The 11,461-nt window shown below is 74.4% G+C and carries 11 protein-coding genes; 5 read left to right on the forward strand and 6 right to left on the reverse strand.

Features of this window, described 5'->3' with window-relative positions:
- Positions 1-13 precede the first annotated feature (13 nt).
- Positions 14-1,168 carry a D-alanyl-D-alanine carboxypeptidase family protein gene (locus CFP66_RS34935; protein ID WP_094929607.1) on the forward strand — a complete coding sequence of 385 codons (1,155 nt, stop codon included), beginning with the start codon at positions 14-16 and terminating at the stop codon, positions 1,166-1,168.
- Between the two features lie 149 nt (positions 1,169-1,317).
- On the opposite strand, the gene CFP66_RS34940 is transcribed toward CFP66_RS34935, so the two are convergent.
- Together CFP66_RS34940 and CFP66_RS34945 are read right to left on the reverse strand one after the other, a co-directional pair.
- Complete coding sequence (locus CFP66_RS34940) at positions 1,318-2,487, reverse strand: C45 family peptidase (protein WP_094929608.1); 1,170 nt, start codon at positions 2,485-2,487, stop codon at positions 1,318-1,320.
- A gap of 26 nt (positions 2,488-2,513) precedes the next feature.
- Positions 2,514-3,062 carry an N-acetyltransferase gene (locus CFP66_RS34945; RefSeq protein WP_143517463.1) on the reverse strand — a complete coding sequence of 183 codons (549 nt, stop codon included), beginning with the start codon at positions 3,060-3,062 and terminating at the stop codon, positions 2,514-2,516.
- A 144-nt stretch (positions 3,063-3,206) separates the two neighbouring features.
- On the opposite strand from CFP66_RS34945, the gene CFP66_RS34950 reads away from it, so the two are divergent.
- On the forward strand, positions 3,207-4,127 hold the full coding sequence (locus CFP66_RS34950; RefSeq protein WP_094929610.1) for a GntR family transcriptional regulator: 921 nt from the start codon (positions 3,207-3,209) through the stop codon (positions 4,125-4,127).
- Between the two features lie 45 nt (positions 4,128-4,172).
- On the opposite strand, the gene yhjD is transcribed toward CFP66_RS34950, so the two are convergent.
- Entirely contained in the window at positions 4,173-5,243 is a 1,071-nt protein-coding gene (yhjD, locus tag CFP66_RS34955; protein ID WP_094929674.1) for an inner membrane protein YhjD, read from the reverse strand.
- A 5-nt stretch (positions 5,244-5,248) separates the two neighbouring features.
- Complete coding sequence (trpS, locus tag CFP66_RS34960) at positions 5,249-6,280, reverse strand: tryptophan--tRNA ligase (RefSeq protein ID WP_094929611.1); 1,032 nt, start codon at positions 6,278-6,280, stop codon at positions 5,249-5,251.
- 79 nt (positions 6,281-6,359) lie between these two features.
- Here trpS and CFP66_RS34965 point away from each other — a divergent pair, with 79 nt between their 5' ends.
- Both CFP66_RS34965 and CFP66_RS34970 read left to right on the forward strand, forming a co-directional pair.
- The gene (locus tag CFP66_RS34965) at positions 6,360-7,094 is read left to right on the forward strand and encodes a TetR/AcrR family transcriptional regulator (RefSeq protein ID WP_094929612.1); all 735 of its coding nucleotides are present in this window, start codon (positions 6,360-6,362) and stop codon (positions 7,092-7,094) included.
- The gene (locus CFP66_RS34970) at positions 7,091-8,623 is read left to right on the forward strand and encodes a PEP-utilizing enzyme (RefSeq protein ID WP_094929613.1); all 1,533 of its coding nucleotides are present in this window, start codon (positions 7,091-7,093) and stop codon (positions 8,621-8,623) included. The genes CFP66_RS34965 and CFP66_RS34970 overlap by 4 nt, the downstream gene beginning before the upstream one ends.
- Positions 8,624-9,039: 416 nt before the next feature.
- Here the strand turns inward: CFP66_RS34970 and CFP66_RS48160 are convergent, their stop codons facing one another.
- On the reverse strand, positions 9,040-9,204 hold the full coding sequence (locus CFP66_RS48160; protein ID WP_158228324.1) for a hypothetical protein: 165 nt from the start codon (positions 9,202-9,204) through the stop codon (positions 9,040-9,042).
- A gap of 91 nt (positions 9,205-9,295) precedes the next feature.
- Between CFP66_RS48160 and CFP66_RS34975 the strand changes: the two genes are divergently transcribed.
- Complete coding sequence (locus CFP66_RS34975) at positions 9,296-10,321, forward strand: FAD-binding oxidoreductase (protein ID WP_094929614.1); 1,026 nt, start codon at positions 9,296-9,298, stop codon at positions 10,319-10,321.
- A 21-nt stretch (positions 10,322-10,342) separates the two neighbouring features.
- Here CFP66_RS34975 and CFP66_RS34980 read toward each other — a convergent pair whose 3' ends face one another.
- Positions 10,343-11,380: an alcohol dehydrogenase catalytic domain-containing protein gene (locus tag CFP66_RS34980; RefSeq protein WP_094929615.1), complete on the reverse strand. Its 1,038-nt coding sequence runs from the start codon at positions 11,378-11,380 to the stop codon at positions 10,343-10,345.
- Positions 11,381-11,461: the final 81 nt, after the last annotated feature.

Genomic DNA, 11,461 nt, shown 5'->3' on the forward strand with positions numbered 1-11,461 from the left:
CTACAGTCGACGTGTGCGGTGGGCCGCGGCGTTGACGCTGGTACTCGCGCTGGCGTGCCCGGTCACCACGGTGCCGGTCCCGGTGGCGAACGTGACCATGGGCTGCCGCGGCCAGCAGGTGCCGCCGCCGCCCGCGGCCGAAGAGGAGCTGGTGGATCCCCCGCCCGTGCCGCTCCCCTGGCCCGACGAGCCGGTGGGCGGGCCGGGCATGGGCACCTGCGGGAGGATCGGCCCCGAGGGTGCGCCCGAGCTGACCGCCGAGTCCTGGGTGCTGGCCGACCTCGACACCGGGGCCGTGCTCGCCGCGCGGGCCCCGCACGCCCGCCACCGGCCGGCGTCCACGCTCAAGGTGCTCACCGCCATCACCGCGATCCGCACGCTGGACCCGAACGCCGTCGTCGCCGGCACCGCCGAGGACCAGGCGATCGACGGCAGCAAGGCGGGCATCGGCGCTGGCGGGCAGTACACGGTGCGCCAACTGCTCGCGGGGCTGCTGCTCAACTCGGGCAACGACACCGCACACGCCCTCGCCCGGGCGATGGGTGGGGACGCGGCCGCGCTCGCCCTGATGACGGACGTGGCCCGCGACCTCGGTGCCTTCGACACCCGGCCGGCCACCCCGTCCGGCCTCGACGGCCCCGGCATGGCCTCCTCGGCCTACGACCTCGCACTGCTGTTCCGCGCGGCGCTGCGCGAGCCGCTCTTCGCCGAGACCACCGCACTGCGCTCGATCCACTTCCCCGGCTACGGCGAGCACCCCCCGTTCGAGCTCTACAACAGCAGCAAGCTGCTCGCGCGCTTCGAGGGCACCATCGGCGGGAAGACCGGCTACACCGAAGCAGCGCGGCACACGCTCGTCGGGGCCGCGGAGCGCGACGGCAGACGGCTGGTCGTGGCGCTGGTGCGGGGCGAGCAGAAGCCCGAGCCGATGTGGGAGCAGGGTGCCGACCTGCTCGACTGGGGCTTCGACCTCCCCGCCACCACCCCTGCCGTCGGCACGCTGGACTACACCCCGCCGGCACCGGTCGCCCCTGACACCACGACCCTGGCCGCGGGCGGGACCATCGGCGCGGCCACCGCGACGTCGATGGTGCTCCCCGCGGGGCTCGGCGCCGTCGCCGTGGCCGGGCTCGTGATCGGCGGCCTCGCCCTGCGCCGCCGCCGCTGACCCGCCCTGTCCCGGCCGCGACACGAGCGCACCGAGACCCCGACTCGCGCGGCGGAGACCCCGACTCGCGGAGGTGGGGTGCCCGCCCCTTCCGCGAGTCGGGCTCTCCGTGCACGCGTGTCGCGGGGTGGATGCACGGGTGTCGCGCCTCAGTGCGGCAGCAGGGCGGGCACCGCGAACTCGAGTTCGGGGCTGTAGCGCGGCGCGGCGTCCGGGGCGTCGCCCAGGTAGAAGTGCGTGGACATCGTCGCGCGCTCCAGGTCGAAGACCGTGCGCCACAACGTCCGGACCGGGTAGGGCACATCGCTCGAGGCGTCGCAGCGCACCGCGTCGAGCGCCTCGCGCATCCGCTCCCCCGACAGGCCCGCGCCGGCCGAGCGCTCGGACATCGTGCGGTAGCGCTCGTAGGTCAGCAACGTCTCGGCGTTGTCGGCGGGCAGGTCGGCCGGGTCGGCGTGCCGGTGCACCAGGTGGTTGGTCACGCACAGCGCGCCGGCTTCGGCGCGAACGGCGTGCTCGGCGCCGCCCGGGCCCCGCTCCCACACGAACGCGTCTCCGGAGGGGTCGGCCACGAGGTAGTGCAGCGGCGCCCCGAGGTCGTACTGCTTCGCACCGAGCAGCGCGTCCAGCGCCTCGGCGGCGGTCTTGCACGTGTCGAGCAGGAAGCGCGGGAGCTGCGCACTGGCCAGCCCGACCTGCGGTCCGGCGGCGACGGGCTCGGACACCGACTCGACGTCGGCGATCAGCAGGGCCACCGCGAGGCCGTGCTCGTTGATCCCCTCCATGCAGGAGTCCAGCTCGTTCATCGTGATCAGCGTGGTCGCGACCCCGTCGTCCGGCACGCTGGTCAGCACGTGCGGGCGCGACGACATGGCCGGCTCGTCGTCCCCCGCCACCGGCTCGCCCTTCATGAGGGCGAACAGCGCCGTGGCGCTCGTCGTGAAGAAGTCGTAGTTGCGGCCGAGGACGGCACGCCCGTCGACGGTGGCAGCGGGCGGGTAGTAGCTCGCCGAGCAGGCCGATCCGCCCGGGATGCCGGTGAGACCGTCCAGGTACACCTCGTCGGCCTCGAGGTCGACGCCGAGCGCGTCGGCGGCGCCCTGCATCCGGGCGAGGTGCTGGGGCCAGTGGCGGGCGAACCACGCGCGGCGGGCACGCGCCTTGACGCGATCGGCGGGCTCCGGCGTCCAGCCGAAGACGCGGCGGGCCTGCTCGGCGAACGCACGGCCGATCTCGACCTGGCTCCCGGTTGCGGTGAGGTGTGGCACGGTCATGAAGTCGGCGTCGCCGCCGGCGGCGATCTGGCTGGTGACGGGCATGGGGGTCCTCCTCGTGGGGGTGCGTCTCAGGGACGGGGTTCGCGCCACATCGGCCACAACCGCGGGCCGTCGGGCAGAACGATCGGGCCCCCCGTGGTGCGGAACCCGTGGCGCTCGTAGAAGAGCCGGCTGCGCGACGTGCTCGCCTCCAGGTACGCGGGCACGCGTTCGGCGTCGGCGCGGGCGAGTCGTTCCCGCAGCAGCCTCCCGCCGGTGCCGCTGCCCTGCGCTCCCGGCACGACGCCGAGGAACGCGAGGTAGACGTGCTCGCGGCCGACCGGGTGCCGCTGCTCGGCGAGGATCATGAAAGCGGTCAGCCGGGCGAGCTCGTCCGGGAGCTGCGTGTCGTCACCGGCCGGAGCCTCGGCGCCCCGACGTAACCAGACCGCGGCGCCTGCCGCGTCGGGATCGACCACGAGCTCACCCTGCGCGGCGGCCTGCTCCACGACGGGGCGGAAAACCCGCGCGGCGTCGAGGCCGTCGCCGGGCAGGAGCCAGCGGAACACGGGATCGTCGGCGAACGCTGCCGTGAGCACTCGGATCGCGGTGTCGGGCTCCGCAGCAACAGTGAACATGCGTACACCGTAGAAAGCGTCCACGTGCAGCGTCGATCAACAGCAGTGCACTTTCATCGAAGCGGGGGTCTGCTGGCCTTGCGCTTGGGGGATAGCCCGAACTCGCCCTACGTCCGGACACATCCGCACTAGTACAGTAGTGCCGTGGACGACGGCGACGACAGTTCACGCCCCTATCTGCGGGTAGCTGGGGTCATCCGGCAGCGAATCGTCTCGGGCGCGCTGCGCCCCGGCGCGCGCGTGCCGTCCACCCGTCAGGTGGTCCGCGATTTCGGCGTGGCGATGGCCACCGCCACCCGGGCGCTCGCCGTGCTGCGCGACGAGGGGCTGGTGGTCAGCCGGCCCGGCTCGGGCACGGTCGTGCGTTCCCCGGACCCGCCGCCACGGCGCGCCGCGCGGCCCCGGGACCGCGAGCTGACGACGGGCCGGATCGTGGCGACCGGCCTGTCGGTGGCCGACGGCGAGGGACTGGAGGCCGTGTCGATGCGGCGGCTCGCGGCCGAGCTCGGCGTCGCGCCCATGTCGCTCTACCGGCACCTCGCCGGGCGCGAGGAGCTGGAGCACCTGCTGGTCCGCGCCGTGTTCCGGGCCCATCCACTGCCGGAGCCCGGACCGGAGGGATGGCGGGCGAAGCTGGAGCTGGTCAGTCGCACGCAGTGGCAGGCCTACCGCCGCCACCCGTGGCTGCCCGAGCTGGTGTCGCTGACGCGGCCGCTGCTCCTCCCGGAAGCGATGGCGCACACCGAATGGACGCTCAGGGCCCTGGACGGCCTCGACCTCACCCTCGCCGAACGCGCCCGGGAAGTCATCGCCCTGGCCTCCCTCGTCCGCGGGCTCGCCGCGAGCGCCGCCGCGGAGACCCGCGCCGAGCGGGAGACCGGGCAACCCAACGACCAGTGGTGGGTCACCCTCGACGACGAGGTGAGCGGGCTGATGGCGTCGGGCCGCTACCCGCGCCTGGCAGCGATTCCCGAGGGTGCCGTGCAGGACCTGGACGCCCTGTACGAGCACGCCCTGACCCGCCACCTGGACGGCCTGGCCGCCCACCTCGCCCGCCGCCACTGACGCACCTTGGGTCCGTACTGCTGTTCTTGAAGCCTCAGAACTGCGCTACGGCTCCAAGGTGCGGTCGTGGTGGCGGCCCAGGAGCAGGCGGCCGCCCAGCAGGCCCGTCACCATCCCCGCGCTCAGCAGGCCCAGCGCGGTGCGGCCGGTCGGGCCGCTGCGCACCACCACCTCGGAGTGCAGCACCGGCGGGTCGGGCACCGGCACCGGCTCCTCCTGCTCGTTCTCCCGCGCCGTGGCCGCCCACGCCGTCACGAACAGCACGAACCGGGAGGCGAAGAACGCGAAGACGAGCAGACCGAGGAACGGCCCGAAGATCGCGCCGCTCGGCGAGCCGGTGACGCTCTCCAGGTAGTACTGCATGACGATCTTGAGGACCTCGAAGCCGACGGCGCCGAACAGCGCGGCCTTCGCGGCGCTGCGCAGCGTCGCGTGCTCGCGGGGCAACCGCGCGATGACCCAGAGGAAGATCAGCCAGTTGGCCACGATCCCGAGCGCGATACCGAGCAGGCCGAGCAGGAACCGCGCCCACCCCACGTCACCGAGGCCCACCCACTCCAGCACGGTGGTGGCGAACGCGGTGGCGATGCCCGTCACGGCGAACGAGCCGACGAGTGCGGCGCCCAGACCCACCAGCGCGAGCAGGTCGAACAGCAGGCGCTTGGGCAGCGCCGGCACGGCGGGCACCTGCGCCCACTGCGCCGAGAGCGCCTCGCGGAGGTTGGACATCCACCCGATGCCGGAGTACAGGGCACCGAGGAGACCGAAGGCGCCGACGGCCCCACGCTGGTCGATGGCCTGGTCCACGATCCCGGTGATGGTCGGGGCCAACGGCGGCGGCACGTTCTCGGTCAGCGACGTGCGCAGCTCGTCCAGCAGCGGCGGGTTGAAGAACAGCACGTAGCCCGCTACCGCGAAAGCGATCATCAGCAACGGCACGAGCGACAGCACGCTGAAGAACGTGATCGCGGCGGCGTAGTGGTCACCGTGCCGTTCGGTGTAGCGGGCGCCTGCCCGCACGAGGTGGTCCAGCCACGGGTACCGGGCCCGCAACCGCTCGAGCTTCGACGGCGTTGCGGCCGCATCCTTCGTCTGCTCGGCAGCCGGTGCGGCCACGGGCGTCACCCCTCCGGAGTTGGCGGCAGGAAGCCGATCCTCTCGTGGACAGCGCTCAATGTCGCGCCGGCGATCTCGCGCGCCCGGGTGGCTCCGCGGGCGAGCACCCGATCGAGCTCCGCCGGGTCGTCCTGGTAGGTCCGTACCCGTTCGCGCAGCGGTTCAGTGAACGCCGCGACGACCTCGGCCAGCTCCTTCTTCAGGTCGCCGTAGCCCTTGCCCGCGTAATCGGCCTCCAGTTCGGAGATCTTGCGGTCGGTGAGCGCCGAGTAGATCGTCAACAGGTTGGAGATGCCCGGCTTCGCCTCCGGGTCGAAGCGGATCTCCCGCTCGGTGTCGGTGACGGCCGAGCGGATCTTCTTCGCGCTGACCTTGGGGTCGTCGAGCAGCTCGATGATCCCGCCGGGGGCGGACGCCGACTTGCTCATCTTCGCCGTCGGGTCCTGCAGGTCCTGGATCTTCGCGATACCGGTGGGGATGAACGGCTCCGGCACCGTGAACGTCCGCCCGAAACGGCTGTTGAACCGCTGCGCGAGGTCGCGGGTGAGCTCCAGGTGCTGGCGCTGGTCCTCGCCCACCGGCACGCCGTCGGCCTGGTAGAGCAGGACGTCGGCGGCCATCAGGATCGGGTAGGTGAACAGGCCGACGGTGGCGCGGTCGGCGCCGTGGCGCAGCGACTTGTCCTTGAACTGCGTCATCCGGCTCGCCTCGCCGAAGCCGGTGAGGCAGCCCAGCACCCAGGTCAGCTGCGCGTGCTCGGGCACGTGGGACTGCACGAAGAGCGTGCACCGCTGCGGGTCGAGCCCCAGCGCCAGCAGCTGGGCCACCGCGTTGCGGGTGCGCGCCGCGAGCACCTTCGGGTCGTGCTCGACGGTGATCGCGTGCAGGTCGGGGACGAAGTAGAAGGCGTCGTAGGACTCCTGCATGGCCACCCACTGCCGCACCGCACCGAGGTAGTTGCCCAGGTGGAACGACTCCGCGGTCGGCTGGATGCCCGACAGCACCCGCGGACGGCGGTCGGTGGCGGCGGTGGTCATGCCCCGATTCTCTCAACTCCGGTCCCCCGCACACCTCCGACCCATAACTTTGACCATGTAGCCGTGTACAGTCAGAGTCATGCGCACGACCGCCCCCGGCCCGCCCGGCCGTCGCGACGTCCGCGCGTGGACCGAACGCACCGAGCGGATCCTCGACCGGGCGGCGGAATCCGTCCTCGCAGCCGGGTACCCCGGCACCACGATCGAGGCGGTCGCGCGGGCTGCCGGGGTCGCCAAGGGCACGATCTACCTGCACTTCCCCAGCCGCGACGCCCTGTTCGCGGCGGTGCTTCGCCGGGAACGCCTCGCCCTGATCTCCGCGGTGGCCACCGACCGCGCGGCCGACACCCCACAGGGTGTCGTCGGCGCCTCCGTCCGCGCGCTGCAGCGCCGACCGCTGCTGGCCGCCGTGCTGCGCCGCGACGCCGAGGTGCTCGGCCGGCTCGCCCACGCCGAGCCGGTCCCCGACATGCCCGGCACCGCCCGCGGGTTCGCCGCCTACCTCGGGGAGCTGCGTGCAGCCGGCCTCGTGCGCACCGACCTGCCCGCCGGCGAACTGGTGGCCGCCGTCGCGGCGGTCCTGATCGGCTTCCTCACGACCGGCGCCCTGCTGCCCGATCCGGTTGCGCCCGACCGGCTGCCCGACCTCGTGGCCGACACCGTCGCGCGGACCCTGGACCGCGGCGCCGCGCCCACCTCGGCCGACGCCACGCGCACGGCCCGGATCACCACCGCCTACCTCGACGCGGCCGTCGAGCAGGCCACGGCCGCCTACCGGCTCGCCGCCGGCATCGCGCAGGAGGAACGGGCATGACGAGCGGGACCACCGCGCTGGAAGTGTGGGACGACGGCGTCGGTGTCGACCACCTCTGGACCAACGGCAACCTCGGCGAGGCCGTGCCCGACGTCATGACGCCCGCGACGTGGTCGGTCGTCTCGCTGTTCATGTCGCGGGCCATGACCACCTCGGCGGTGCCGGGAGCGCGTGCCTTCGGACGCCTCCAGGGGCGCTTCTACCTGGACCTGAGCGTGATCGTCTCGCTCGCGGCGACCTTCGGCGTGCCCCCGCGTCGCGTGCTCGCGGCGATGGAGCCGATCTTCGGGACGGTGCCGCCGGACGTCGAGGTCCCCCTCGTCGCCCTGCCGAGGGCACGCACCGCGCTCGCGCTCCTGCGCTCGTCGGTCACGGGGGCGCGGCGGGCACGGGCCGCCCGCCGCGCCCTCGCCACCGTGCTGCCCACGCTGGGGCAACAGTGCACGGACCTGCGCGCGAGGATCACCGCCACCACGGACCCCCACCAGCTCTCCACGATCTGGACGGCCGAGGTCGAGCCGCTGCTCGCCACCGTGGGCGACCTGATGGACGTGGTGCGGCGCGACGGCAAGGCGCTCGTGAGCGTGCCATCGCGGCTGACCCGGCTCGTCGGGGCCGCCGACGCGGCCACTCTGACGTCCGGGGGCGAACACCTCGCGAGCCTGGGACCGCTCATCGGGTTGGCGCAGCTGGAGCGCGGCGAGATCGACCGGGACACCTACGTGCGCGAGTACGGCCACCGCGGCCCGCACGAGTTCGAGCTCTCAGTGCCGCGCCCGGCCGAGGATCTGGACCGTCACCTCGCACAGTTGCGCGGCGGCCCGGACCCGCATGCGCTGCTCGCCTCCAGGGAGTCGGCGAGGAGCGCGGCGTGGCAGCGGCTCGTCGACCGGCGGCCGCGGCGGGTGGAGGGGGCCCGCCGCGGCCTGGCGAGCTGGGCGGACGCGGCCCGGCAGCGGGAGCGCATCCGCTCCGAGAGCATGCGCGTGTTCTGGGTGGCGCGGGAGTTCGTCCTGCGCGCAGGGGTGCTCACCGGGCTGGGCGAGGAAGCGTTCCTGCTGTCGATCGACGAGCTGCGCCGCGCGCTGGCGGGCTCGCCGGCCGGCGTGGACCTCGCGGCGCGGCGCGCGACGTACGAGCACTACCGGTCGCTACCCGCCCCGCCGCCGCTCGTGCGGGGCGCCACGGCCGCGAGCGCCCGCCCTGCCGGCAGCGTGCGGGGCACCGGCGCCTCGGCGGGCGTGGTCACCGGACGGGTGCGCGTGCTTTCCGACGTCGCCGAGGCCGAGGCCCTCCGGGCGGGCGAGGTGCTGGTCACCGCGGTCACGAACGTCGGGTGGACGCCGCTGTTCCCGCGCGCCGCCGCGATCGTCACCGACGTGGGTGCACAGTTGTCCCACGCCGCGATCGTGGCGCGCGAGCTCGGGATCCCGGCGGTGGTCGGGTGCGGGGACGCGACCACGGCCCTGCGCACCGGGGAGCAGGTGCGTGTGGACGGCACCCTCGGCACGGTGACGCACCTGCCCTGACCTGTTGGAGACGAGCCTCCACCGGGCACGCGGCCCGGTCCGCGGCCGCACTCCTTTCTCCGCTGACGCCCCCTTCTCCTCCCACGCGCCCCGTCGACGGGGTGCGCGGCACGAATCCGGGGGGGGACCAGACACGGGGCACGTGAGCGACCCCGACCCGGCGTCGCAAGGCGTTGCAGCTGCACCTCACCGTGGCCGTGCCTCGTAGCCCGGTTCGCGGTGGGCGCGCCGTCCGTTCCCGGAGCGCGGGGAGGCCATGATCAGCGAGAGTGGTGTGAGAGCGACAGATCTGGCGCCCTCACACCACTCCTGGCGATCATGGCAGCGAGTCGCGGTGCGAGACGTACGTCAGCGCGACCGCGAGGGCCCTGGCGTGCGACTCGCGCCGCGGGTGACCAGAGCTTGCGGTCGATCCACTAGCTCTCGCTGTCCGGCTCCGGGTCGGGTTCCACCGCGCGCACCTCGACCGTGCGGTTGTCGAGGTCGATCGGCCCGAGCTGCCACTCCTGCCGGCCGTCGCCCGCCTCGGTCGACTCGTCGCGGATCTTCCGCCCGGGGAACATCTCGCCCAGAACGCCCATGCCCGCCACGGTACGCGCCGCGTCGTGTCGCACGCCGGGACCGGCGCGACCCGGTCGACGCGGGCCGGGCCCGCCTCTACGGTCGCGTCCGATGGGGACCGTCGTCGTGGTGGGTGCCGGGATCATCGGATCGTCCGTGGCGTACCACTGCGCCCGGCTCGGCGCCGAGGTCACGCTCGTGGACAAGACACTGCCCGGCGCGGGCGCCACGGGCGACTCGTTCGCGTGGATCGGGGCTTCGGACCGGGTGCCCGGGCCTGGCGGGCCGCTGCGCGCGGCGGCCCTGCGGGAGTACCGGCGGCTCGCGGACGAGGTGCCGGACGTGCGGGTGCGGTGGACCGGATCCCTGTCGTGGGGCGGGGCCGAGCCGGAGAACGTGCGCGAGGCGGGCGCCCGGCTGCTCGACGCCGACGCCGTCGCCGCCCTGGAGCCGCACCTGCGGCACCCGCCGGAGCGTGCGGTCCACCTCGCCGGAGACGGCGTGGTGGATCCGGTGGCCACCACCGACGCCCTGGTCGCCGCCGCCGTCGCGCAGGGGGCTCGGACGCTGTTCGCCACCGTGGTGACCGGGCTGCGACGCGCGGGCGGTCAGGTGGTGGGCGTCGAGACCACGGCGGGTGCTGTCGGTGCCGACGCGGTGGTGCTGGCCGCCGGCGCCGACGTCGCCGTGCTGTGCGCGCCGCTCGGTGTCGCCGTGCCGGTGGCGTCCTCCCCCGCCCTGCTGCTGCGGCTCACCGGGCCGCCCGACCTGGTCCGGACGGTGATCGCGACACCCGAGGTGGAGATCCGCGCCGGACGTGACGGCGAGCTGCTCGCCCCCCTCGCGCACACGGGGGAGACGACCGCGACCGCCCTCGCCCGTTCCGCGGAACGGGCGCGCGGCCGGATCGCCGCGATGTTCCACAGCGGCGAGGATGTGCGGCTGCGCAGCGTGCGGGTCGGGGCGCGCCCGATGCCGGTGGGCGGGCATCCGCTGATCGGACCGCTGGTCCCCGGCGCGTACCTGGCGGTCATGCACTCGGGCGTCACGCTCGCGCCCGTCGCAGGGCGGCTCGTCGCCGAGGAGGTCGTGCACGGCGTGGAGGCGCCCGAGCTGCACGGCTGCCGGCCCGGCTGAATGCCACCAGGGTGTGGCCGGTCAGCGGTCGAGCGCCACCACCGTCATCCCCGGGTGTGTCGGGCCGTCCATCGCCGCGAGGGCGGCGCCGGCCTCCTCCAGCGGAACGACCCGGCCCACCAGCGCCGCCGGGTCGAGCCCGGCCGTCGCGAGGAGGTCCAGCAGCGCGGGGTACTCGTGCGCGGCGATGCCGTGCGAACCGTGCAACGACAGCTCCCACGCGAGCACGCGGTCCATCGGCAACGGCGGGGCGGCATCCGCGCCGAGTAGCAGGCCCACCTGGACGTGCCGGCCGCGGCGGCGCAGCGAGAGCACCGAACTCGCGGCGGTGGCGGGTGAGCCCAGCGCGTCGATCGAGACGTGGGCGCCGCCACCGGTGATCCCGTGAACGGCGGCGGCGACGTCCGCGGTCGTGGCGTCGACGACGGCCTCCGCGCCGCGTGCGCGGGCCAGCGCGAGCGCCTCGGTGGAGACGTCGACCGCCACCACCCGGGCGCCCAGCGCCGTCGCGAGCAGCACGGCCGAGAGCCCGACACCACCGCAGCCGTGCACGGCGAGCCACTCCCCGGCAGCGACCCGTCCGTGGGCGGTGAGGGCCCGGTAGGCGGTGCCCACGCGGCACCCCAACCCCGCCGCCGCGACGAACGACAGCGCGTCCGGCAGGCGGACGAGGTTGACGTCCGCGGCCCGGACCAGCGTCTGCTCGGCGAACGACCCGTGGTGGGTGAAGCCGGGCTGGGTCTGGTCCGGGCAGACCTGCGGATCCCCGGCGCGGCAGACGGCGCACACCCCACATCCGCAGACGAAGGGCGCCGTGACGCGCTCGCCGGGCCGGAACGCGCGCACGTCGGCACCGATCCGGGCGACGACGCCGGCGAACTCGTGCCCCGGCACGTGCGGCAGCGCCACGGGGTCGTGCCCGCGCCACGCGTGCCAGTCGGACCGGCAGACGCCGGTCGCGCGCACGTCGACCACCACGGCGTCCGGCGGGCACTCCGGCTCCGGCAGCTGCCGGACGGCGAGCGGCCCGCCGACGGTGTCGAAGACGACGGCGCGCACTCAGCACACCCCGCGCGGATCGAGGCCCGGGCAGGAGAGGCTCCTCGGCCCACGAACGGCGATGATCGCTGCGACCCGCAC

Origin of the sequence: Pseudonocardia sp. MH-G8, assembly GCF_002262885.1 — a bacterium.
Lineage (GTDB): Bacteria > Actinomycetota > Actinomycetes > Mycobacteriales > Pseudonocardiaceae > Pseudonocardia.

What these genes read in the sequence shown, in the direction of transcription:
- CFP66_RS34940 (WP_094929608.1), bottom strand. Translation starts at nt 2,487, where the DNA reads ATGCCCGTCACCAGCCAGATCGCCGCCGGCGGCGACGCCGACTTCATG.
- CFP66_RS34945 (WP_143517463.1), bottom strand. Translation starts at nt 3,062, where the DNA reads ATGTTCACTGTTGCTGCGGAGCCCGACACCGCGATCCGAGTGCTCACG.
- trpS (WP_094929611.1), bottom strand. Translation starts at nt 6,280, where the DNA reads ATGACCACCGCCGCCACCGACCGCCGTCCGCGGGTGCTGTCGGGCATC.
- CFP66_RS34965 (WP_094929612.1), top strand. Translation starts at nt 6,360, where the DNA reads ATGCGCACGACCGCCCCCGGCCCGCCCGGCCGTCGCGACGTCCGCGCG.
- CFP66_RS34970 (WP_094929613.1), top strand. Translation starts at nt 7,091, where the DNA reads ATGACGAGCGGGACCACCGCGCTGGAAGTGTGGGACGACGGCGTCGGT.
- CFP66_RS48160 (WP_158228324.1), bottom strand. Translation starts at nt 9,204, where the DNA reads ATGGGCGTTCTGGGCGAGATGTTCCCCGGGCGGAAGATCCGCGACGAG.
- CFP66_RS34975 (WP_094929614.1), top strand. Translation starts at nt 9,296, where the DNA reads ATGGGGACCGTCGTCGTGGTGGGTGCCGGGATCATCGGATCGTCCGTG.